Genomic DNA, 21,067 nt, shown 5'->3' with positions numbered 1-21,067 from the left:
TTATTTAATTGTTTAGCATAAACGTGTTTAAAAAGACGACTTCTCCACCTATCTAGAATGTCTGTAGAACTGATTACGTGAGTAGTCAGAGTTTTAGAGACAAACGATGATAGGCACAGAAACTACCCGTCTTTTGAGGCACTCCATAAATCAAGAAGGAGGTCGATCCTTTGATCGATGTCAATAAGTTTGAAAGCATGCAAATTGGGCTCGCATCCCCTGACAAGATCAGAAGTTGGTCATACGGCGAAGTCAAAAAGCCAGAAACGATTAACTATCGAACATTAAAACCTGAAAAAGATGGTTTGTTCGATGAGCGAATTTTCGGACCAACCAAAGATTATGAATGTGCCTGCGGGAAATACAAGCAAATTCGTTATAAAGGAATCGTCTGTGACCGTTGTGGTGTGGAAGTTACTAAATCAAAAGTTCGTCGTGAACGAATGGGTCATATTGAATTAGCTGCTCCTGTCACACATATCTGGTACTTTAAAGGAATCCCAAGCCGAATGGGCCTTGTCTTAGACATGAGTCCTCGGGCTCTTGAAGAAATTATCTATTTTGCTTCATACGTCGTAATTGATCCTGGTAAAACACCTTTAGAAAAGAAACAATTACTAACTGAACGTGAATACCGAGAAAAATTAAGTGAATTTGGAAATAAATTCAATGCCAAAATTGGTGGCGAAGCAATCAAAGAACTTCTTCAAGATGTTGATCTTAATAAAGAAGCCAAAACATTAAAAGAAGAATTAAAGGATGTCTCTGGCCAAAAACGGACTCGTGCCGTCCGTCGTTTAGATATCATTGAAGCCTTTATCAAATCTGGAAATGAACCTGACTGGATGGTAATGGATGCCATTCCGGTTATTCCACCGGATTTACGACCAATGGTGCAATTAGATGGTGGTCGTTTTGCTACATCTGATTTGAATGATTTATATCGCCGGGTAATTAACCGTAACAACCGTTTGAAACGTTTGTTAGATCTTAATGCTCCTGGAATCATTGTTCAAAATGAAAAACGGATGTTGCAAGAGGCTGTTGATGCCTTGATTGATAATGGGCGTCGTGGTCGTCCTGTTGCTGGACCAGGTAATCGTCCATTGAAATCTCTTTCACACATGTTGAAAGGAAAGCAAGGACGATTCCGTCAGAACTTACTTGGTAAACGAGTTGATTATTCTGGCCGTTCCGTTATTGATGTGGGTCCTTCATTGAAGATGAACCAAATGGGCTTACCAGTTCCAATGGCTTTGGAATTATTCAAACCATATATTATGAAGGAATTGGTTTCCCGCGGTTTGGCTTCAAACATTAAAAATGCAAAACGCAAGATTGACCGCAAAGATGATGATGTTTATGATGTTTTGGAAGATGTTATTAAAGAACATCCAGTTCTTTTAAACCGTGCACCTACTTTGCATAGACTTGGAATTCAAGCCTTTGAACCAGTTTTGGTTAGTGGGAAAGCGATGCGTTTGCATCCATTAGTTTGTGAAGCTTACAATGCCGATTTTGATGGTGATCAGATGGCTATTCATTTGCCATTATCAGATGAAGCACAAGCTGAAGCTCGTTTGCTTATGTTGGCTGCTCATCATATTTTGGCACCTGCAAATGGTAAACCAGTTGTAACCCCATCTCAGGATATGGTTATTGGTAACTACTGGTTAACAATGGAACGTAAAAATAGCAACGGCGAAGGCATGATCTTCAAAGACCTTAATGAAATTCGTTTAGCTATGCAAAATGGTTATGTTTCTGAGCATACCCGAATTGGTTTGCAGGTAAGCTCCATGCCTAAAAAGCCATTTACGGATGAACAACGTCATCAAATCTTGGTAACAACGGTTGGAAAGGCAATTTTCAACGATATCTTGCCAGCTGGTTTAATTTACTTGAATGAACCTACAGACGAAAACTTAGTAGATGGAATCCCAGATAAGTACTTCTTGAAGTCCGGTGAAGATATTCACGCCTTCATTAAGGATCAACCTTTGATTTCACCATTCAAAAAAGGATTTTTGAGTGACATTATTGCACAAGTTTACAAGCAATATAAGGTTACAGAGACTTCTTTGCTTTTGGATCGTATGAAGGATCTTGGATATGATGTTTCAACGAAATCTGGTTTAACAGTCGGAATTGCTGATATTACTGACTTGAAGGAAAAACCAGAAATTGTTGATGCTGCTCATAAACAAGTAGCAACAGTTACGAAACAGTTCCGTCGTGGTTTAATTACTGATGATGAACGTTACGAACGAGTTGTGGGAATTTGGAACGATGCTAAAGATGCCATTCAACAAAAATTGATGGAGAGTTTTGATCCTCAAAACCCAATTTATATGATGAGTGATTCTGGTGCTCGTGGTAACATTTCTAACTTTACTCAGTTAGCTGGTATGCGTGGATTGATGGCTGCTCCTAACGGTAAAATCATGGAATTGCCTATCATTTCAAACTTCCGTGAGGGACTTTCTGTTTTGGAAATGTTCATTTCAACTCATGGTGCTCGTAAAGGTATGACTGATACGGCTCTTAAGACGGCTAACTCAGGTTACTTAACTCGTCGTTTGGTTGATGTGGTTCAAGACGTTATTGTCCGTGAAAAAGATTGTGGAACCGATCGTGGGTTAACAATTTCATCAATTGTTGATGGTAATGAAGTGATTGAATCCTTGTATGACCGGATCTTAGGTCGTTACACGCAGAAGTCAGTTTATAATCCTGATACAGGTGAAAAGATCATTGGTAAGAATGAAATGATCGAAGAAGATGCTGCCCAAAAGATTATTGATGCCGGTGTTGATAAAGTTACAATTCGTTCAGCATTTACATGTAACACAAGTCATGGTGTGTGTGAACGTTGTTATGGTCGTAATATGTCAACCGGTGACCGTGTCGAAGTTGGTGAAGCAGTCGGAACTGTTGCTGCTCAATCAATTGGTGAACCCGGAACCCAGCTTACTATGCGTAACTTCCATACTGGTGGTGTTGCTGGTAACGAAGATATTACCCAAGGACTTCCACGTATTCAAGAAATTGTGGAAGCACGTAATCCTAAAGGTCGTGCTGAAATTACTGAAGTTACAGGAACCGTTGAATCAATTGAAGAAAATCCTGCTGAGCGTACTAAAGATATTACGATCAAGGGTGAAACTGATACACGGACCTATACTTTACCAATTACAGCTCGTATGAAGCTTGCAGAAGGTGACTTTGTTCATCGTGGTTCAGCATTGAATGAAGGTTCAATTGATCCTAAGGAAATGTTGAAAGTTCGTGATGTTCTCTCAACTGAAACATACTTGTTGAGTGAAATTCAACGTGTTTATCGTATGCAAGGTGTTGAAATCTTGGATAAGCATGTGGAAATCATGGTTCGTCAGATGCTTCGTAAGATTCGAGTTATGGATCCCGGCGATACTGATATGCTTCCTGGTACATTGTTAGACATCAATGATTTCAAAGATGCTAACTACAAGACTTTGATTGCCGGTGGCATTCCAGCAACTGCTCGTCCTGTTTTACTTGGAATTACTAAAGCTGCTTTGGAAACAAATAGTTTCTTGTCAGCTGCTTCATTCCAGGAAACAACGCGAGTACTAACTGATGCTGCAATTCGTGGTAAGAATGATCCACTTGTTGGTTTGAAGGAAAATGTCATTATTGGTAAGATCATTCCTGCTGGAACAGGGATGCCTGATTATCGTAAGATTATTCCTAAGGCTGTTGGTGGAAAAGTGGCAGAACCAAAGTCACTTAGTGATGTTCAAAAAGAAATGGATACAGAAACATCTAAATAATTGGTGTTTAGATCTGTTGAATTAAAAAGGCAGTCCTTGATTTCATATCAAGGCTGCCTTTTTGAGTACATAAAATTACGCAGTGGCCAAAAAATAGCCAAATACTAAGTAGGGAATGAAAGGAATTTGACGAGGAGTTATTTTTTGCAAACCAAGGGTAAAAATTAAACATGTTAAAGACGAGCAAAGAAGAATAAGCGGTAGGGTTCGTAGATCGAGAAGGATGGTAAAAACGATAAAAAGCTCAAAGTCAGCTTCACCAAGCCCTTTAAAAATGGTTGAATACTGAAAAGAAGAAAAAACACTTATTAAAAGCAATAAAAATAAGATGAGGGTTATGTTAGTCGGATGATATAGAAGACCGAGAAGTCCTAAAATGCCAATTAAGTAACCATTCACATAAGTGTGTTTTAAATCGTCTATACTTAAATAAATTAAAATAGTGGTGATAATAAGATTGAAAATTAGTGTGAGCGGCTGATGTATAAAAGTGCTAAGTTTTATGTAAAGTAACCCCAAAGCGAGTTCAGTAAAACATGAATTGGGTGGAAATGCCTGTTTGCAATAACGACATTTACCATTAAGTAAACAGTAACTGAGAATGGGGATGAGATCATAAATTCCTAATAAATGCTGACAGTTAAAACAATGCGACCGTGGTGAAATGATTGATTGATGAATAGCTAGTCGATCAGTGCAGAGCGTTAAAAAGGAGCCAACGATTGAACCGATTATAAAAAAATAAATTTGAATAAGCATAGTATTACCTCCGTTAATTATAAATACGAAGTTTGAAAGCATTTTTGTGCATTAAATTATAATCGGTTGATTTGGGATCGTTTTAAATTTACTTGTTATTCCACTAAATGGTGTCATAGCAGGCGATGTTCAAGAACGATTATTGAGTTAGTGTAAGGTTTTCCTAGATGGTCAATAAAATTCTAGGAATATTCATTTTGAGTTGAATATATAGAAAAAGACCTGTAGCCTTTTAATCGACGAAGATTAAAGGAAAGGATACAGGTCTTTCATGTATATTTTAGCAGATTTTATTGAATCATTGGGAAATTTAGACAGTTTATTTGATTTAGAGGAGCAGGTAATTCTTCATCTTAGGAAGTCATTCCAGCTGGTTGTAGCTGAATATCTGAGGCAATTAGATGAAACACTCGTTCCATCAATTCCGGCAGAAAATACATTCATTAATCGACAGGCCAGAACAATTGAGTTTATGTTTGGCGCCGTGAATTTTGAAAGAAGATGTTATCTTCGACCCAATGGAAGTTATTACTTCCCGTTGGATGAACAACTTCAGTTGGAAGAAAGAAAAAGAATTTCACCTTATTTTAAAAGTGTCGTTGCCAAAATTGGGCAAACGACAACGATGAGAAATACGGCCGCAATGATCAATCTGGCAAGTCAGACGGATATTAGTGCCTGGTCAGTAGACCGAATTATCAGAGACATGGCAGATACCGTGAAGACAGAAGAAAAATCGTCCGAAGAGAAACTAGTTAAGAAACGAAAAGTTGAAAACTTAGTGGTTGAAGGCGATGCCTTTGAGATACACAAAATTAATCGACGAAGACAAGACGTCCACCATTACATTGTTTTTGAATCAGGATTAGATGGAACAAGATCAAACAAAGTTGAGTTTGTTGGTATCAATCAAAAAAAGGTTCAAAAACGAGTAACTGACTACATTGAGAAGTATTATAAAATCAGTGAAATGACCGTGTTTACAGCAAGTGATGGTGGCCCAGGGTATAACCCGAAAAGTATGCGAGAAATAGTTCCGAGTGCTCAAAGAGTTGAATTTACTATCGATCGGTATCACTTTGTCAAAAAGATTAAACAAACCTTTGGTTTATTTAATCCATTGGTTGATAAGGCCGTTAAGAGCGTTAGCCTGTATGATCAGAATCAGTTAAACGTTATTTTAGATACATTTGAGTCGCAAATTAAAACTGATAAGGAACTTGAGAGCCTAAGGGTCCTAAGACAATATTTGGCAAGAAATTGGCAGTTTATAAAGTCTCCACACGATCGTGGCTTCATGAGGGTCGGCAAATTGGGATCCGTTGAAAGCTCACACAGAGCGTACACGTATCGAATGAAAAAGCAAGGCAAAGTATGGTCCGAAAAGGGCCTTGAGGCTATGTTGAAATTAATTGAAGCTCGGGTAAACGGTAAGCTAGATAAATACTTACGTGGTGGTTTAAGAAAGTTACAAGAGCTAACGATTGAGATCGCTACGGAATCATTGAAGACGTTGAGTCCAGCTCAGCTGAGCAACAAGCACCATTCTAAGCATATTGGAGTTCTTTCAGGTAAAATACCAGTTGATGCCCCAACAAGTAGCCCTATCGGAGCAATGGCAAAAATATTTTCAAACTAATTATTGTGTATAAATATTTGGTTGATTATAAGGCACCTAGGAAAACTTGACACATACATTATTGAAAAATCATTGACAAGTTATGCGGATGATGATAATCTAAAAAAGGTGCTTTTGTGGACAGGTTCTGTATTAGACAGACATGCTGACTGGAAAAAGTGGTACAAAGCGATGTTTAGGCGCGTTTTTTTATAATCAAAAAAGGACCACCTGGATGTGTGTGCTTAAACTAAAAAGATTTTAAATTTGGAAGGGGAAACAAATCAATGCCTACAATTAACCAATTGGTTCGTAAGGGCCGTCATTCACACGGTTCTAAATCGAAGGCTCCTGCTTTGAATTATGGCTACAATAGCATGAAGAAAAAAGCAGTTGCTAACCCAGCTCCACAAAAACGTGGAGTTGCAACTCGTGTCGGAACAATGACACCTAAGAAACCTAACTCTGCTTTACGTAAATATGCTCGTGTACGTCTTTCTAACTTGATTGAAGTTACTGCATATATCCCAGGAATTGGCCATAACCTTCAGGAACATAGTGTTGTGCTTATCCGTGGGGGCCGTGTTAAGGATTTACCTGGTGTTCGTTATCACGTTATCCGTGGTGCTCTTGATACAGCCGGTGTTACAGATCGTAAACAAAGCCGTTCTAAATACGGTACAAAGAAACCTAAGAAGTAAGGAGGTAGTTTAAATGCCAAGAAAAGGCCCAGCATCAAAACGTGAAGTATTACCTGATCCAATTTACAACTCAAAATTAGTAACTCGTTTAATTAACCATTTAATGTTAGATGGTAAACGTGGTACAGCTTCAAAAATTCTCTATAATGCATTTGATCTTATCAAATCCGAGACTGGTAACGAACCAACCGAGGTATTTGATGAAGCAATGAAGAACATTATGCCAGTTCTTGAAGTTAAGGCTCGTCGTGTTGGTGGTTCTAACTACCAAGTACCTATTGAAGTTCGTCCAGACCGTCGATCAACTTTAGGTCTTCGTTGGCTCGTGAATTATTCACGCCTTCGTGGTGAACACACAATGACAGAACGTCTTGCTCGTGAAATCATGGACGCTGCAAATAATACAGGTGCTTCAGTTAAAAAGCGTGAAGATACACATAAAATGGCTGAAGCCAACCGAGCATTTGCTCATTATCGTTGGTAATTTTTCACTTGTTGCTTAGCCAATTTAGTTTGGGAGCAACAACGAATGGCTATTATATGGAGCCCATATAGTAGTCATTTTTTCTAATTTGACTCTTTAACCATCCACTTGAAGGGAGAAACATTTTTTAATATGGCTAACAAAAGAGAATTTCCACTTGAAAAGACTCGTAATATCGGAATCATGGCACATATTGATGCTGGTAAAACGACAACTACAGAGCGGATTTTGTATTACACAGGTAAGATTCATAAAATTGGTGAAACTCATGATGGGGCTTCACAAATGGATTGGATGGCACAGGAACAGGAACGTGGAATTACAATCACGTCTGCTGCAACGACTGCTGCTTGGAAAGATCACCGAATTAACATCATTGATACACCAGGACATGTTGATTTCACTATTGAAGTTGAACGTTCATTACGTGTGTTAGATGGTGCCGTTACGGTCCTTGATGCTCAAGCAGGTGTGGAACCTCAAACTGAAACAGTTTGGCGTCAAGCATCTGATTACAGTGTTCCTCGGATTGTTTTTGCAAATAAGATGGATAAAGTTGGGGCTGACTTCGATTTCTCTGTTCAATCACTTAGAGATCGTTTACAAGCTAATGCTTTACCAATTCAAATGCCAATCGGTGCTGAGGATAGCTTTGAAGGGGTCATTGACCTTGTTGAAATGAAAGCTGATCTTTACGATGAAGATAAGTTAGGTACTGAATGGGATACAGTTGATGTTCCAGATGATTACAAAGAAGAAGCTGAAAAGCGTCGGACTGCAATGATCGAACAATTAGCTGATATTGATGACGACATCATGGAAAAGTATCTTGATGGTGAAGAAATCAGTAAGGATGAAATCAAGGCTGCTATCCGTAAAGGTACTTTAAACCTTGAACTCTTCCCAGTATTAGCTGGTTCAGCTTTCAAGAACAAAGGTGTCCAAATGATGTTGGACGCTGTTGTTGACTACTTACCATCACCATTGGATGTTAAACCATACAATGCGATAGATCCAGAAACAGACAAACCAGTTGAATTGATTGCCGGAGACGACAAGCCATTTTCTGCTTTGGCATTTAAGGTAGCTACGGATCCTTTCGTTGGTCGTTTGACTTATATCCGAGTTTATACAGGAACATTGGAATCTGGTTCTTATGTTTTGAACTCTACAAAGGACAAACGTGAACGAGTTGGTCGTTTACTACAAATGCATTCTAATCACCGTCAAGAAATTCCAGAAGTTTTCTCAGGTGATATTGCAGCTGCAATTGGTTTGAAGAATACCACAACCGGTGATTCTTTGACTGATCCTGATCATCCATTACATTTGGAATCAATGACATTCCCTGATCCAGTTATCCAGGTTGCCGTTGAACCAAAATCTAAGGCTGATCAAGACAAGATGGATGTTGCTTTACAAAAGCTTGCTGAAGAAGATCCTTCATTCAAGGCTGAAACAGATCCTGAAACCGGCGAAACATTAATTGCCGGAATGGGTGAATTACATTTGGATATCATCATTGACCGTATGAAACGTGAATTTAACGTTGAAGCAACGGTTGGTGCACCACAAGTTGCTTATCGTGAAGCCTTTACAAAGAAAGCTTCTGCACAAGGTAAGTTTGTGCGTCAGTCCGGTGGTAAAGGTCAGTATGGTGATGTTTGGATTGAATTTGAGCCTAACGAAGAAGGAAAAGGATTTGAATTCGAAGATGCCATCGTTGGTGGTGTTGTTCCTCGTGAATTTATCCCAGCTGTAGAACAAGGCTTACGTGAAGCTTTGGGTAACGGTGTTCTTGCCGGATATCCATTGGTTGATTTGAAAGCTAAGTTATACGATGGTAGTTATCATGAAGTCGATTCTAGTGAAGCTGCATTTAAGGTAGCTGCATCAATGTCTCTTCATAATGCTGCTAAGAAAGCTGCTCCAGTAATTTTGGAACCCGTTATGAAGGTTGAAGTTCGTGTCCCTGAAGAGTACATGGGCGATATCATGGGCCAAATTACTGCTCGTCGTGGCCGTGTTGAAGGTATGGAAGCTATTTCGGGTGCTGAAGAAATTCATTCATTCGTACCACTTTCAGAAATGTTTGGTTATGCCACAACATTGCGTTCAGCTTCACAGGGCCGTGGAACATTCACAATGACATTTGATCATTACGAAGCAGTTCCTAAGTCAATTCAAGAAGATATTATCAAGAAAAATGGTGGTTCATCAAGTAAGGACTAATCATTAAGCTTGATAGATAAATAGAACCCTCCAAACAGTCAAAACTGTTTGGAGGGTTCTTTTTTGTTAAACAATTTCTGCGCCTAAACATGTTTTGAAATGATTCATTGCCCATTTGTGGCCAACAGGATCAAAACTTGCGACGCCATTTTCAGGAATTCTAAGTTGATAATCAAGATTATACGCAGAGATAGCTGTGTGAAGAATACAGATATCGGTACAAACACCAACTAAAGTTAATTTTTCAATATGTCGACTGCGTAAAAAATTATCTAAATTTGTATTTACAAACGCACTGTATCGATTTTTGTCGAAATAATAAACTTTTGAACTTCTTTTATTTTCGTTATACCAACCTTGCACTTGACCATAAAGTTCATGACCCCATGTATTTTCAAGATTGTGAGGTGGAAAAAGTTTGGTTTCGGGATGAAAAACGTCATTTTTTTCGTGTAAATCGGTTGGAAAAATCACATAATCATCGTTTTGCTTAAATTTATTTGCTAGTTTGATAATTTCAGGTTCAATGAGTTGACCTGATTGTCCAGTTGTTAGGGAACCTTGGTCCGCAACAAAATCATTTGTATAGTCTATAATAAGTAAAGCTTGTGGTGTTTTCATTAAGAATTCCTCCAATTTATTTTCCATTATAAAGGTTCTTAAACGAGAAAAACATCTTTATACAATGTTACAAATTTATTACAGTTTGTAGAACTAACAAGTATTTAGCGAAAAGTGCTTGTAAAAGCCTGCTATATCGAGTAGTATGGACAAGTACTTGAGTTTTAAGGGGATAATTCTGTCCGCTAATTCAAGGAAAACAAGGAGCTTTGATGTGAAAGGTTGCGGCACACCCGGCCGCTTTGCCATGAGGTGTGGCGGTAATTTTCACGGAGCAAGTCTCATTTTTAAAATAGACGAAGGAGGTAACACAATGGCAAAACAAAAAATTCGTATCCGTTTAAAGGCATACGAACATCGCATTTTAGATCAATCCGCAGACAAGATCGTTGAGACGGCAAAAAGAACTGGTGCCACAATTTCTGGTCCAATTCCATTACCAACTGAACGTACAATCTACACGGTTTTGAGTTCACCGCATAAATTCAAAAAGGCACGTGAACAATTTGAAATGCGCACACATAAGCGTTTGATCGATATCGTTAACCCAACGCCAAAGACAGTCGACTCATTAATGAAGTTAGACTTGCCAAGTGGTGTTGATATTGAAATTAAGCTTTAATTTTTAGATTTACATTTTAGTAAGATAAATATATTGGAGGTGTACTCATGACCAAAAAAGGAATCTTAGGAAAAAAGATTGGTATGACCCAAGTCTTTACAGATAACGGTGAATTAGTTCCCGTTACCGTTGTTGATACAACGCCAAACGTTGTATTACAAGTTAAAACCGTTGAAAGTGATGGTTATAACGCAGTGCAATTAGGGTTCGATGACAAACGCAAAGTGCTAAGCAACAAACCTGAACAAGGACATGTTGCAAAAGCAAATACGAATCCTAAGCGGTTCATCCATGAAGTCAGAGATGTTGCGCTGGACGATTTAAAAGTCGGAGATACAATTAGTGCTGACTTATTCGCAGCAGGCGATATTGTTGACGTCACAGGTACTACTAAGGGACATGGTTTCCAAGGTAATATCAAAAAAGATGGACAACATATTGGTCCGATGGCACATGGCTCCCGTTATCATCGTCGTCCAGGTTCTCTCGGTGCAATTATTAACCGTGTTTTCCCTGGAAAGAAGTTACCAGGACGAATGGGTAACAATACACGAACAATTCAAAACCTTGAAATCGTAAAGGCAGATACAGAAAATAACGTATTGCTGATTAAGGGAAATGTCCCTGGATCAAAGAGCTCATTCTTAGTTGTTAAGAATGCAGTTAAGCCACACAAAAAGTAGAAAGGAGGACTAAATTAAATGACAAGCGTATCTTTATATAAACAAGATGGTACAAAGAATGGCGAAGTTGAATTAAATTCTGACATCTTTGGTATCACACCAAACGACAATGTGATTTTTGAAGCTGTGATTATGCAACGTGCATCAATGCGCCAAGGCACACATGCTGTTAAAAATCGTAGTGCTGTTCGTGGTGGTGGAAGAAAGCCATGGCGTCAGAAGGGAACCGGTCGAGCACGACAAGGTTCAATCCGTTCGCCACAATGGCGCGGCGGTGGTATCGTATTCGGTCCCACACCTCGTTCATATGCTTACAAATTGCCAAAGAAAATGCGTCGTTTAGCACTGAAGTCAGTACTTTCACAAAAGGTATTGGATGACAGTTTGTTAGTTGTTGATGACTATAGCTTTGACCAACCAAAAACAAAAGCTTTTGCTCAATCACTCAACAGCTTAAAAGTTTCGACGAAAGCATTATTAGTCCTTGAAGAAGATAATGAAGCAACTGCTCGTGCAGCTCGTAATCTTGAAAACATCAAAATCGTTTCACCAAGTGGTGTTAATGTATTAGATGTTATCAATAACGACAAGCTAGTTATCACTAAAAAGGCTCTTTCTCAAGTAGAGGAGGCTCTCGCATAATGGAATCTCGTGATGTAATTTTACGTCCAGTAGTCACTGAAGCATCAATGGCTGAAATGGACAACAAGCGCTACACATTTGATGTTGATACTCATGCAACCAAGACAGAAGTTAAAAAGGCTGTCGCAGACGTTTTTGACGTTACGGTTGTTAAAGTTAACATTATGAATGTTAAAGGAAAGTTGAAGCGTCAGGGACGTTATTCTGGTTATACCAAGAAACGTCGTAAGGCAATTGTTACTTTGTCTGCTGACTCAAAAGAAATCAAATTATTCGACGAAGAATAATAAAAAAATTATAGGAGGAAAAACACGTGGGGATTAAGAAATTTAAACCAACGACAAATGCTCGTCGTGGCATGACACAGCTTGATTATAGCGAAATCACCAAGACGACTCCTGAAAAATCGTTACTCGAATCTCAAAAACACACGGCTGGACGTAATAACTCTGGTCGGATGACAGTTCGTCATCGTGGCGGTGGTAACAAGCGTCATTACCGTGTTATTGATTTCAAACGAATCAAGGACGATGTTGCTGCAACAGTTAAAGCTATCGAATATGATCCAAATCGAACTGCTAATATCGCCTTAATTGGTTACGATGATGGTACTAAAGCATATATCATTGCACCAAAAGGATTGAAGGTTGGAGACAAGGTTCAATCTGGAGTTAATGCTGATATTAAGGTTGGAAATACATTACCTTTATCAGAGATTCCCGTTGGTACTATTATTCATAATATTGAATTAAAACCTGGCAAGGGCGGTCAATTAGCTCGTTCTGCTGGTGCCTCAGCTCAGTTGCTTGGCAAGGAAGGCAAATATGTACTTGTACGTTTAGCTTCTTCAGAAGTTCGTATGATTCTATCTGCTGGCCGTGCAACTATTGGAGCCGTTGGTAATGAGGAACATGAACTTGTTAACGTTGGTAAAGCAGGACGTACGCGTTATGCTGGTCAACGTCCACATGTCCGTGGATCTGTAATGAACCCTAACGACCATCCACATGGTGGTGGTGAAGGTAAGGCACCTATTGGTCTTCCATCTCCTCTTTCACCTTGGGGTAAGAAGACAATTGGTAAGAAAACACGTAACAAACGTAGCAAATCGAATAAATTTATCGTTCGTGGTCGTAAGCGCGGTCGCTTAGGTAATATTTAGTCAAATTTCCCTAAAGGAGGTTTCATAATGGGTCGTAGTTTAAAAAAAGGACCATTTGCAGATGAGCATCTTTTGAAAAAGATTGATGCACAAAAGGGTCAAGATAAAAAGTCTGTAATTAAAACATGGTCACGTCGTTCTACAATTTTTCCAAGCTTTATTGGATATACAATTGCTGTTTATGATGGTAGAAAACATGTCCCTGTTTATATCCAGGATGACATGGTTGGTCATAAGCTTGGTGAGTTTGTGCCTACTCGTACATTCCATGGTCATGGTAATGGTACCGATGATAAGAAGACGACAGTTGCTAAATAAGGAGGATGAATCATGGCTGAACAAGTAACATCTGCACATGCAACTGCAAAGACTGTTCGCGTTGCCGCTCGTAAGGTTCGTTTAGTAGTCGATCTTATTAGAGGGAAGAGCGTCGCAGAAGCAATTGCAACTCTTAAATTTACACCAAGAGGCGCATCACCAATAGTAGAAAAAGTTTTAATGTCTGCTATCGCAAATGCTGAAAATAACTTTGATTTAGATCGTGAAGATTTGGTTGTAAGTGAAGCTTATGTTAATGAAGGACCAACGTTAAAACGTTTCCGTCCTCGAGCAAAAGGTTCTGCTTCACCAATCAACAAGCGAACAAGTCATATTACAGTAGTCGTATCTGAGAAATAGGAGGGAACACGCGTGGGTCAAAAAGTAAATCCAAATGGATTTCGTGTTGGAATCATCCGTGACTGGGAAGCAAAATGGTATGCTGAAAAAGATTTTGCTAACTACTTACGTGAAGATTTACAAATCCGTAAATTCATCTCAACTAAGCTTGCCGACGCATCTGTTTCCAATGTAGAAATCGAACGCGCTGCAAATCGTGTTAACGTTTCTATCCATACCGCAAAACCTGGTATGGTCATTGGAAAAGGCGGATCCGAAGTAGAAAGCTTACGTAAACAATTAAATGAACTTACAGGTAAACGAGTTCATATTAATATTATTGAAATTAAGAAGCCTGATTTAGATGCTAAATTAGTTGGCGAAAACATTGCTGCTCAACTTGAAGGTCGTGTAGCTTTCCGTCGTGCAATGAAACAATCTATGCAACGGACAATGCGTGCCGGTGCTAAAGGTATTAAAACTCAAGTTTCAGGACGTCTAAACGGAGCTGATATGTCCCGTGTAGAGCATTACTCTGAAGGAACTGTACCTTTGCATACATTACGTGCTGACGTTGATTATGCTTGGGTCGAAGCAAGTACAACATACGGTCGTTTAGGTGTTAAAACTTGGATCTACCGTGGTGAAATCTTGCCAGAAGTAAAAAGTTCTAAAGGAAATTCTAAAGAACAAGGAGGGAAATAGTCATGCTAGTACCAAAACGAGTTAAGTTCCGTCGTGTACATCGTGGTAAGATGCGTGGTGCCGCAAAGGGCGGTAAGACTGTTACTTTCGGCGATTATGGTTTGCAGGCTTTGGATTCACATTGGATCTCAAACCGTCAAATTGAAGCTGCCCGTGTTGCTATGAACCGTCACATGAAACGTGGTGGTAAGGTTTGGATTAAAATTTTCCCTCATAAGTCTTACACTTCTAAAGGTGTAGGTGTTCGTATGGGTAATGGTAAAGGTACTCCTGAAGGATGGGTAGCACCAGTAAAACGTGAAAAAGTGATGTTCGAAATTGGTGGCGTTGATGAAGCAACTGCACGTGAAGCTTTACGTCTTGCCTCAATGAAACTACCAGTAAGAACTAAGATCATCAAACGCGAGGAAGTAGGTGGCGAATCAGATGAAGGCTAAAGAAATTAATGAATTAACCACTGATGAGATGCTTAAAAAGGAACAAGATTATAAAGACGAGCTTTTTAATTTACGTTTTCAATTAGCTACTGGCCAATTAGAAAATACAGCTCGTTTGAAGCAAGTTCGTAAGAATATTGCTCGAATTAAAACTGTTTTACGTCAAAAAGAGTTAAGTAAGTAGAAGAATACGAAGGGAGGAATATAACAGATGAGTGAAGAACGTAACTCTCGCAAAGTATATCAGGGACGAGTTATTTCCGATAAAATGGAAAAAACAATCACCGTTGAAGTTAGTACTACTAAGATGCATCCCGTTTATGGTAAACGTGTTAAGTATTCAAAGAAATATAAGGCACATGATGAAAATAACGAAGCTAAAGTTGGCGATATCGTAAAAATTATGGAAACACGTCCGTTGTCCGCAACAAAACGTTTTCGATTGATTGATATTGTTGAGAAAGCAGTTATTCTCTAATTTTGTTATTTAATTTCGTATTCTGATACAAAAGATGGAAGGGAGGACACTAACTGTGATCCAACAAGAAAGTCGTTTAAAAGTTGCTGATAATTCTGGAGCACGTGAAATTTTAGTAATTAAAGTTTTAGGTGGTTCTCGTGTTAAATTTGGTTATATTGGTGATACAATTGTTGCTACTGTCAAACAAGCAACACCAGGTGGCGTTGTCAAAAAGGGTGACGTTGTCAAGGCTGTTGTCGTTCGTACAAAAGACGGTGCACATCGTGCTGATGGTTCATACATCAAATTTGATGAAAATGCTGCAGTCCTAATTAAAGATGATAAGAGCCCACAAGGAACACGTATCTTTGGCCCAGTTGCACGTGAATTGCGTGACAAGGATTTCATGAAGATTGTTTCTTTGGCCCCTGAAGTATTGTAATTAAGGATTGGATCGAAGGAGGTGCAACACGACATGTTCGTAAAAAATGGTGACAAAGTTCGCGTAATCAGCGGCAAAGAAAAAGGCAAGGAAGGTACAATTACAAAAATCCTTGCTGATAAAAATCGCGTTGTTGTTAAAGACGTAAATAAAGTTAAAAAACATCAAAAAGCAAACAACTCTAATCCACAAGGTGGCATTATTGATGTAGAAGCTGCAATTGATGCTTCTAACGTGATGTTAATTGATCCATCTACAAATGAACCTACTCGTGTAGGCTACAAAGTAGTAGATGGTAAAAAAGTACGTTTTGCTAAAAAATCTGGCGAAACCATTGATAAATAATTCATGAAAGGAGGAAAAATTTTTCATGTCTAACCGTTTAAAAGAAAAATATGTTAAAGAAGTTACCCCAGAACTCATGAAGAAGTTTGATTATACTTCAGTTATGCAGGCACCTAAGGTTGATAAGATCGTTTTGAACATGGGTGTTGGTGATGCAACAACAAATGCTAAGAACCTTGATGAAGCTGTTGAGGAATTAACTTTAATCTCTGGTCAAAAGCCATTGGTTACAAAAGCTAAAAAATCAATTGCTGGCTTCCGTTTACGTGAAGGTATGTCTATTGGTGCAAAAGTTACGCTCCGTGGTGAACGTATGTATGACTTCTTAGATAAGTTAATCAACGTTTCATTACCACGTGTTCGTGATTTCCATGGTATCAGTGCAAAAGCATTCGATGGCCGTGGTAACTATACACTTGGGGTTCGTGAACAATTAATCTTCCCTGAAATTGATTATGATAATGTTAACCATGTTCGTGGTTTAGATATCGTTATCGTAACAACTGCAGAGTCAGATGAAGAATCTCGTGAATTGTTGGCACAAATGGGAATGCCATTCGAAAAGTAAACGAAGGGAGCAATTAACTTGGCAAAAAAATCATTAGTTATTAAGAGTCAACGTCCTGCAAAGTATTCGACACAGAACTACACACGTTGTGAACGTTGTGGCCGTCCACACTCTGTATATCGTAAATTTCATCTTTGCCGTATTTGCCTTCGCGAATTAGCTCATGAAGGCCAAATTCCTGGCATGAAAAAAGCAAGCTGGTAAAATTATATCGGAGTAAAAGGAGGGTAAACATTAATGTCTATGACTGATCCTATTGCAGATTTCTTAACACGTATTCGTAACGCCAACATGGTGCGTCATGAATCATTAGAAGTTCCTGCATCAAAAATCAAACGTGATATTGCTGAAATTCTTAAGAATGAAGGCTTTATCAAGAACATCGAATATGTCGATGATGACAAACAAGGTATCATTCGCGTGTTCCTTAAATATGGTAAGAATAAAGAACGAGTTATTACTGGCTTAAAACGTATTTCCAAACCAGGTTTACGTTCATATGTTAAAGCTGATGATGTACCTAAGGTTTTGAATGGCTTAGGTATTGCAATCATTTCAACATCTGAAGGTGTAATCACTGATAAAGAAGCCCGCGCTAAAAAAGTCGGTGGCGAAGTATTAGCTTACGTTTGGTAAAATTTTAAAAAGTAAGGAGGTGCCATTAAATTGAGTCGTATTGGTTATAAAGCTGTAGAAATCCCATCAGGTGTAGAAGTTAAAACCGATGGTGATCAAGTAACTGTCAAAGGTCCTAAGGGTACGTTAACACGTACTGTTAGCATGGAAATCACAATGACTGTTAAAGACAACGTGGTTACATTTGACCGTCCAAGTAATGATAATAAAATGCGTGCCCTACATGGTGCAACTCGTGCCAACTTCAATAATATGGTTGAAGGTGTTACTAAGGGTTACAAAAAAGAACTACAATTAGTTGGTGTTGGATATCGTGCACAACTTAAAGGAAAAACATTAGTTTTGAATTTAGGTTATTCTAACCCAGTTGAATTGGAAACCCCTGCTGATATTCAGTTAGAGGTCCCTGACAATACACATATTAATATCAGTGGAATTAGCAAACAGCATGTTGGTGATTTTGCTGCAGAAATTCGTGCTGTTCGTTCTCCAGAACCTTATAAAGGTAAAGGTGTTCGCTATGTTGGTGAATATGTTCGTCTTAAAGAAGGTAAAACTGGTAAGTAATGCTGCCTAAGGCTAATCGTTAGAAAAATTCTAGAGGTGAAAATTGTGATTTCAAAACCAGATAAAAATAAAACACGACAAAGACGTCATTTGCGTGTTCGTAACAAGATTTCTGGGACTGCAGAGTGCCCACGCTTAAATGTATATCGTTCAAATAAAAACATCTACGCTCAAGTGATTGACGACGTAGCGGGTGTAACGCTAGCAAGTGCCTCAACATTGGACAGTGAAGTTAGTGGAGATTCAAAGACTGAACAAGCAAGTTCTGTTGGTGCTTTAGTTGCAAAACGAGCAACAGCAAAGAAAATCGAAAAGGTCGTTTTTGATCGTGGCGGTTATTTATACCACGGCCGAGTTGAAGCATTAGCTGAAGCTGCTCGTGAAAACGGACTTAAATTCTAAGATAAGGAGGGAATACCGTACATGTCGAATTATATCGATCCAGAAAAGTTAGACTTGGAAGACCGTGTTGTTTCTATCAACCGTGTAACAAAGGTTGTTAAAGGTGGACGTCGTCTTCGTTTTGCTGCTTTAGTTGTTGTTGGCGATAAAAATGGTCACGTTGGTTTTGGTACTGGTAAAGCTCAAGAAGTTCCAGAAGCTATTCGTAAGGCTGTTGATAATGCCACAAAGAGTTTGGTCCAAGTACCAATTATTGGCACAACCATCCCTCACGAAATCATCGGTGAGTTTGGTGGTGGACGCATTCTATTGAAGCCTGCTGAAGAAGGTTCTGGTGTTGCATCCGGTGGTGCTGTTCGTGCCGTTATGGAACTTGCAGGAGTTGATGATGTTACAAGTAAGCGTTTAGGTTCAAATACACCTGTTAACGTAATTCGTGCAACATTTGAAGGCTTGAAGGGTTTACGTAGTGCTGATGAAATTGCTGCTTTACGTGGCGTTTCGGCAGAGCACTTGGCTGAATAAGGAGGAACAATGATGGCTCAATTAAAAATTACACTTATTAAAAGTGCGGTACATCGCCTCCCAAAGCAACGCAAGATTGTTAAAGAATTAGGTTTGGGACGGGTTAATAGCTCAGTTGTCTTACCTAATAATGAGGCGACTCGTGGTGCAATTTTCCTTATTGCCCATTTAATCGAAGTTGAAGAAGTTAAATAATTAGATAAGTTAGGAGGTGCTGAAACTTATGAAGTTAAATGAATTAAAACCTAGCGAAGGTTCTCGTCGCGAACGCAACCGTCTTGGCCGTGGAACATCATCTGGTAATGGTAAAACATCTGGACGTGGTCAAAAGGGACAAAAGGCACGTAGCAAGGTTCGTTTGGGCTTTGAAGGTGGCCAAATGCCACTTTATCGTCGTATTCCCAAACGTGGATTTACTAATATTAATCGTAAGGAATATGCGATCGTTAACCTTGATGACTTAAATGCATTTGATGAGGGTGCTGAAGTTACACCAGAAGCACTTTTCAAAGCAGGAGTTGTTAAGAAAGAACTTACTGGTGTCAAGGTTCTTGGTAATGGTGAATTATCAAAGAAACTTACAGTTAAAGCTAACAAGTTCTCAGAAAGTGCAGTAAAAGCAATTGAAGCAGCAGGCGGCAAAACTGAGGTGATTTAATGCTATCGACTATCAAAAACGCTTTTAAAGTAAAGGATATTAGAAATAAAATTCTGTTTACACTGGGTGTTTTGATTGTTTATCGTTTAGGCTCGTATATCACAGTTCCTGGGATTAACGCCAAAGCATTACAAAGTGTTGCTTCCTCTGGATTGGTCGGGATCTTAAATACCTTTAGTGGTGGTGGCTTATCCAATTATTCTATTTTTGCGATGGGAGTTTCCCCATACATCACGGCTCAAATTGTTATTCAGCTTTTACAAATGGACATTGTGCCCAGGTTTGTTGAGTGGAGTAAGCAAGGTGAAGTTGGTCGTCGTAAACTTAATCAAGCTACAAGATATTTAACAATTGTTTTGGCATTTGTTCAATCAGTCGGAATTACGGCTGGGTTTAATGCTTTAAGTAGTTTAAACCTAGTTCAAAATCCTGGTGTCCAAACTTATATGACAATTGGATTAATTTTAACTGGTGGAACAATGTTAGCAACTTGGATGGGTGATATGATTACCGATCGAGGCCTTGGAAATGGGGTTTCAATTCTAATTTTTGCCGGGATTATTGCTCGGACACCAACGAGTTTATACCAAATCTATCAAGAACAATTTGTCGACACGCCAAGGAGTGAATGGTGGAGTAGTTTCATATTTGTTGGAGTTCTGATTATTGCAGTTCTGGCCATTGTTATATTTGTTACTTGGGTTCAACAGGCTAGTCGGCATGTACCAATTCAGTACACACGCCGTGCTGCTGCAGCTCCAGACAGTAGTTATTTACCATTAAAGGTAAATGTTGCTGGTGTTATTCCAGTTATTTTTGCAAGTTCGTTTATCGCGACGCCACAAACAATTTTGATGGCGTTTGCGAATAATCATGCGCAAGATACCTGGTACAAAGTTTTGTCAAACGTGTTCAATATGCAGACAACAGATGGTGCAATTCTATATACCTTCCTGATTGTTGTTTTCACTTTCTTCTATGCTTTTGTTCAGGTTAATCCTGAGAAATTGGCAGAGAATTTGCAGAAACAGGGAAGTTATATTCCTGGGGTTTGGCCTGGTCATGAAACGCAGAGTTATATCTCTCATTTGTTGATTCGCTTATCAGTTGTTGGTTCGTTATTTTTGGGATTGGTTTCATTGATTCCATTAATTGCGCAAGACCTCTGGAATTTGGATGAATCAATTGGATTAGGTGGAACCAGCTTACTAATTGTTGTTGGTGTTGCAATTGAAATTATCAGTCAAATTGATGGCTTAATGATGAAACGTGAATACGTTGGATTCATTAGAACACCAAAACAGACCGATTAAAAACGGAGGACAAACA

General features: G+C 38.9%; 29 protein-coding genes. 27 read left to right on the top strand and 2 right to left on the bottom strand.

All coding sequences use genetic code 11. From position 1 onward, the window contains the following. Positions 1-170: 170 nt before the first annotated feature. Complete coding sequence (gene rpoC / locus ADU73_RS01435) at positions 171-3,812, top strand: DNA-directed RNA polymerase subunit beta' (RefSeq protein WP_062913108.1); 3,642 nt, start codon at positions 171-173, stop codon at positions 3,810-3,812. Between the two features lie 75 nt (positions 3,813-3,887). On the opposite strand, the gene ADU73_RS01430 is transcribed toward rpoC, so the two are convergent. Beyond that, positions 3,888-4,571 carry a prepilin peptidase gene (locus ADU73_RS01430; protein ID WP_052694487.1) on the bottom strand — a complete coding sequence of 228 codons (684 nt, stop codon included), beginning with the start codon at positions 4,569-4,571 and terminating at the stop codon, positions 3,888-3,890. Positions 4,572-4,842: 271 nt separating this feature from the next. Here ADU73_RS01430 and ADU73_RS01425 point away from each other — a divergent pair, with 271 nt between their 5' ends. From ADU73_RS01425 to fusA, 4 genes are all read left to right on the top strand, one after another. Further along, on the top strand, positions 4,843-6,210 hold the full coding sequence (locus ADU73_RS01425) for an ISLre2 family transposase (protein WP_062913107.1): 1,368 nt from the start codon (positions 4,843-4,845) through the stop codon (positions 6,208-6,210). Positions 6,211-6,476: 266 nt separating this feature from the next. After that, complete coding sequence (gene rpsL, locus ADU73_RS01420) at positions 6,477-6,890, top strand: 30S ribosomal protein S12 (protein ID WP_046871289.1); 414 nt, start codon at positions 6,477-6,479, stop codon at positions 6,888-6,890. Between the two features lie 13 nt (positions 6,891-6,903). Continuing rightward, positions 6,904-7,374, top strand: coding sequence for a 30S ribosomal protein S7 (rpsG, locus tag ADU73_RS01415; RefSeq protein ID WP_046871290.1), 471 nt, complete (start codon positions 6,904-6,906; stop codon positions 7,372-7,374). A 132-nt stretch (positions 7,375-7,506) separates the two neighbouring features. Further along, entirely contained in the window at positions 7,507-9,606 is a 2,100-nt protein-coding gene (gene fusA / locus ADU73_RS01410; RefSeq protein WP_062913106.1) for an elongation factor G, read from the top strand. 66 nt (positions 9,607-9,672) lie between these two features. Here fusA and ADU73_RS01405 read toward each other — a convergent pair whose 3' ends face one another. Next, entirely contained in the window at positions 9,673-10,227 is a 555-nt protein-coding gene (locus ADU73_RS01405; RefSeq protein ID WP_046871292.1) for a cysteine hydrolase family protein, read from the bottom strand. Positions 10,228-10,540: 313 nt separating this feature from the next. On the opposite strand from ADU73_RS01405, the gene rpsJ reads away from it, so the two are divergent. Genes rpsJ through secY form a run of 22 tightly spaced genes read left to right on the top strand, consistent with a single transcriptional unit; the run spans position 10,541 to position 21,051 of the window. After that, positions 10,541-10,849: a 30S ribosomal protein S10 gene (gene rpsJ / locus ADU73_RS01400; protein ID WP_046871293.1), complete on the top strand. Its 309-nt coding sequence runs from the start codon at positions 10,541-10,543 to the stop codon at positions 10,847-10,849. 47 nt (positions 10,850-10,896) lie between these two features. Next, the gene (rplC, locus tag ADU73_RS01395; RefSeq protein ID WP_046871294.1) at positions 10,897-11,532 is read left to right on the top strand and encodes a 50S ribosomal protein L3; all 636 of its coding nucleotides are present in this window, start codon (positions 10,897-10,899) and stop codon (positions 11,530-11,532) included. A gap of 18 nt (positions 11,533-11,550) precedes the next feature. Then, a complete protein-coding gene (gene rplD, locus ADU73_RS01390) occupies positions 11,551-12,174 on the top strand; it encodes a 50S ribosomal protein L4 (protein WP_046871295.1) in 624 nt (207 codons plus the stop codon). Further along, on the top strand, positions 12,174-12,461 hold the full coding sequence (gene rplW / locus ADU73_RS01385; RefSeq protein ID WP_046871296.1) for a 50S ribosomal protein L23: 288 nt from the start codon (positions 12,174-12,176) through the stop codon (positions 12,459-12,461). The genes rplD and rplW overlap by 1 nt, the downstream gene beginning before the upstream one ends. A 26-nt stretch (positions 12,462-12,487) precedes the next feature. Beyond that, positions 12,488-13,336 carry a 50S ribosomal protein L2 gene (gene rplB, locus ADU73_RS01380; RefSeq protein ID WP_062913105.1) on the top strand — a complete coding sequence of 283 codons (849 nt, stop codon included), beginning with the start codon at positions 12,488-12,490 and terminating at the stop codon, positions 13,334-13,336. A gap of 27 nt (positions 13,337-13,363) precedes the next feature. Continuing rightward, positions 13,364-13,654 (top strand): 30S ribosomal protein S19, encoded by a 291-nt coding sequence (gene rpsS, locus ADU73_RS01375; RefSeq protein ID WP_046871298.1) that lies wholly within the window; start codon positions 13,364-13,366, stop codon positions 13,652-13,654. A 12-nt stretch (positions 13,655-13,666) separates the two neighbouring features. Further along, the gene (gene rplV / locus ADU73_RS01370; RefSeq protein WP_046871299.1) at positions 13,667-14,014 is read left to right on the top strand and encodes a 50S ribosomal protein L22; all 348 of its coding nucleotides are present in this window, start codon (positions 13,667-13,669) and stop codon (positions 14,012-14,014) included. A 12-nt stretch (positions 14,015-14,026) separates the two neighbouring features. Continuing rightward, positions 14,027-14,698 (top strand): 30S ribosomal protein S3, encoded by a 672-nt coding sequence (gene rpsC, locus ADU73_RS01365; protein WP_046871300.1) that lies wholly within the window; start codon positions 14,027-14,029, stop codon positions 14,696-14,698. 2 nt (positions 14,699-14,700) lie between these two features. Continuing rightward, the gene (gene rplP / locus ADU73_RS01360) at positions 14,701-15,135 is read left to right on the top strand and encodes a 50S ribosomal protein L16 (RefSeq protein WP_046871301.1); all 435 of its coding nucleotides are present in this window, start codon (positions 14,701-14,703) and stop codon (positions 15,133-15,135) included. Continuing rightward, positions 15,125-15,319, top strand: a complete 195-nt coding sequence (rpmC, locus tag ADU73_RS01355; protein ID WP_046871302.1) for a 50S ribosomal protein L29 — start codon at positions 15,125-15,127, stop codon at positions 15,317-15,319. Before rplP ends, rpmC begins: the two co-directional genes overlap by 11 nt. 27 nt (positions 15,320-15,346) lie before the next feature. Next, the gene (rpsQ, locus tag ADU73_RS01350) at positions 15,347-15,613 is read left to right on the top strand and encodes a 30S ribosomal protein S17 (RefSeq protein ID WP_046871303.1); all 267 of its coding nucleotides are present in this window, start codon (positions 15,347-15,349) and stop codon (positions 15,611-15,613) included. 55 nt (positions 15,614-15,668) lie between these two features. Then, complete coding sequence (rplN, locus tag ADU73_RS01345) at positions 15,669-16,037, top strand: 50S ribosomal protein L14 (RefSeq protein WP_046871304.1); 369 nt, start codon at positions 15,669-15,671, stop codon at positions 16,035-16,037. A gap of 33 nt (positions 16,038-16,070) precedes the next feature. Next, positions 16,071-16,382, top strand: coding sequence for a 50S ribosomal protein L24 (rplX, locus tag ADU73_RS01340; protein WP_046871305.1), 312 nt, complete (start codon positions 16,071-16,073; stop codon positions 16,380-16,382). Positions 16,383-16,407: 25 nt separating this feature from the next. Next, positions 16,408-16,950, top strand: a complete 543-nt coding sequence (rplE, locus tag ADU73_RS01335) for a 50S ribosomal protein L5 (RefSeq protein ID WP_046871306.1) — start codon at positions 16,408-16,410, stop codon at positions 16,948-16,950. 18 nt (positions 16,951-16,968) lie between these two features. After that, on the top strand, positions 16,969-17,154 hold the full coding sequence (locus ADU73_RS10290) for a type Z 30S ribosomal protein S14 (protein WP_074693903.1): 186 nt from the start codon (positions 16,969-16,971) through the stop codon (positions 17,152-17,154). A gap of 33 nt (positions 17,155-17,187) precedes the next feature. Beyond that, positions 17,188-17,586: a 30S ribosomal protein S8 gene (gene rpsH / locus ADU73_RS01330; protein WP_046871307.1), complete on the top strand. Its 399-nt coding sequence runs from the start codon at positions 17,188-17,190 to the stop codon at positions 17,584-17,586. 30 nt (positions 17,587-17,616) lie between these two features. After that, the gene (gene rplF / locus ADU73_RS01325; protein ID WP_046871308.1) at positions 17,617-18,153 is read left to right on the top strand and encodes a 50S ribosomal protein L6; all 537 of its coding nucleotides are present in this window, start codon (positions 17,617-17,619) and stop codon (positions 18,151-18,153) included. Between the two features lie 36 nt (positions 18,154-18,189). After that, a complete protein-coding gene (gene rplR, locus ADU73_RS01320; RefSeq protein WP_046871309.1) occupies positions 18,190-18,555 on the top strand; it encodes a 50S ribosomal protein L18 in 366 nt (121 codons plus the stop codon). A 21-nt stretch (positions 18,556-18,576) separates the two neighbouring features. Beyond that, entirely contained in the window at positions 18,577-19,080 is a 504-nt protein-coding gene (gene rpsE / locus ADU73_RS01315) for a 30S ribosomal protein S5 (protein ID WP_046871310.1), read from the top strand. Positions 19,081-19,092: 12 nt separating this feature from the next. Beyond that, positions 19,093-19,275, top strand: a complete 183-nt coding sequence (gene rpmD, locus ADU73_RS01310; RefSeq protein WP_046871311.1) for a 50S ribosomal protein L30 — start codon at positions 19,093-19,095, stop codon at positions 19,273-19,275. 28 nt (positions 19,276-19,303) lie between these two features. Beyond that, a complete protein-coding gene (gene rplO / locus ADU73_RS01305) occupies positions 19,304-19,738 on the top strand; it encodes a 50S ribosomal protein L15 (RefSeq protein ID WP_046871312.1) in 435 nt (144 codons plus the stop codon). After that, a complete protein-coding gene (gene secY / locus ADU73_RS01300; RefSeq protein WP_046871313.1) occupies positions 19,738-21,051 on the top strand; it encodes a preprotein translocase subunit SecY in 1,314 nt (437 codons plus the stop codon). Before rplO ends, secY begins: the two co-directional genes overlap by 1 nt. The last annotated feature ends 16 nt before the right edge of the window (positions 21,052-21,067 follow it).

Source organism: Pediococcus damnosus (genome assembly GCF_001611155.1).
Classification (GTDB): Bacteria; Bacillota; Bacilli; order Lactobacillales; family Lactobacillaceae; genus Pediococcus; species Pediococcus damnosus.
The sequence above is the reverse complement of the archived record's forward strand: the minus strand, read 5'-3'. Positions and strand labels throughout refer to the sequence as shown.

Bases quoted from the DNA above. Each gene is read 5' to 3' on its own strand.
- ADU73_RS01430 (WP_052694487.1), bottom strand. From the start codon at position 4,571: ATGCTTATTCAAATTTATTTTTTTATAATCGGTTCAATCGTTGGCTCC.
- ADU73_RS01425 (WP_062913107.1), top strand. From the start codon at position 4,843: ATGTATATTTTAGCAGATTTTATTGAATCATTGGGAAATTTAGACAGT.
- rpsL (WP_046871289.1), top strand. From the start codon at position 6,477: ATGCCTACAATTAACCAATTGGTTCGTAAGGGCCGTCATTCACACGGT.
- rpsG (WP_046871290.1), top strand. From the start codon at position 6,904: ATGCCAAGAAAAGGCCCAGCATCAAAACGTGAAGTATTACCTGATCCA.
- fusA (WP_062913106.1), top strand. From the start codon at position 7,507: ATGGCTAACAAAAGAGAATTTCCACTTGAAAAGACTCGTAATATCGGA.
- ADU73_RS01405 (WP_046871292.1), bottom strand. From the start codon at position 10,227: ATGAAAACACCACAAGCTTTACTTATTATAGACTATACAAATGATTTT.
- rpsJ (WP_046871293.1), top strand. From the start codon at position 10,541: ATGGCAAAACAAAAAATTCGTATCCGTTTAAAGGCATACGAACATCGC.
- rplC (WP_046871294.1), top strand. From the start codon at position 10,897: ATGACCAAAAAAGGAATCTTAGGAAAAAAGATTGGTATGACCCAAGTC.
- rplD (WP_046871295.1), top strand. From the start codon at position 11,551: ATGACAAGCGTATCTTTATATAAACAAGATGGTACAAAGAATGGCGAA.
- rplW (WP_046871296.1), top strand. From the start codon at position 12,174: ATGGAATCTCGTGATGTAATTTTACGTCCAGTAGTCACTGAAGCATCA.
- rpsS (WP_046871298.1), top strand. From the start codon at position 13,364: ATGGGTCGTAGTTTAAAAAAAGGACCATTTGCAGATGAGCATCTTTTG.
- rplV (WP_046871299.1), top strand. From the start codon at position 13,667: ATGGCTGAACAAGTAACATCTGCACATGCAACTGCAAAGACTGTTCGC.
- rplP (WP_046871301.1), top strand. From the start codon at position 14,701: ATGCTAGTACCAAAACGAGTTAAGTTCCGTCGTGTACATCGTGGTAAG.
- rpmC (WP_046871302.1), top strand. From the start codon at position 15,125: ATGAAGGCTAAAGAAATTAATGAATTAACCACTGATGAGATGCTTAAA.
- rpsQ (WP_046871303.1), top strand. From the start codon at position 15,347: ATGAGTGAAGAACGTAACTCTCGCAAAGTATATCAGGGACGAGTTATT.
- rplX (WP_046871305.1), top strand. From the start codon at position 16,071: ATGTTCGTAAAAAATGGTGACAAAGTTCGCGTAATCAGCGGCAAAGAA.
- rplE (WP_046871306.1), top strand. From the start codon at position 16,408: ATGTCTAACCGTTTAAAAGAAAAATATGTTAAAGAAGTTACCCCAGAA.
- rpsH (WP_046871307.1), top strand. From the start codon at position 17,188: ATGTCTATGACTGATCCTATTGCAGATTTCTTAACACGTATTCGTAAC.
- rpsE (WP_046871310.1), top strand. From the start codon at position 18,577: ATGTCGAATTATATCGATCCAGAAAAGTTAGACTTGGAAGACCGTGTT.
- rpmD (WP_046871311.1), top strand. From the start codon at position 19,093: ATGGCTCAATTAAAAATTACACTTATTAAAAGTGCGGTACATCGCCTC.
- rplO (WP_046871312.1), top strand. From the start codon at position 19,304: ATGAAGTTAAATGAATTAAAACCTAGCGAAGGTTCTCGTCGCGAACGC.
- secY (WP_046871313.1), top strand. From the start codon at position 19,738: ATGCTATCGACTATCAAAAACGCTTTTAAAGTAAAGGATATTAGAAAT.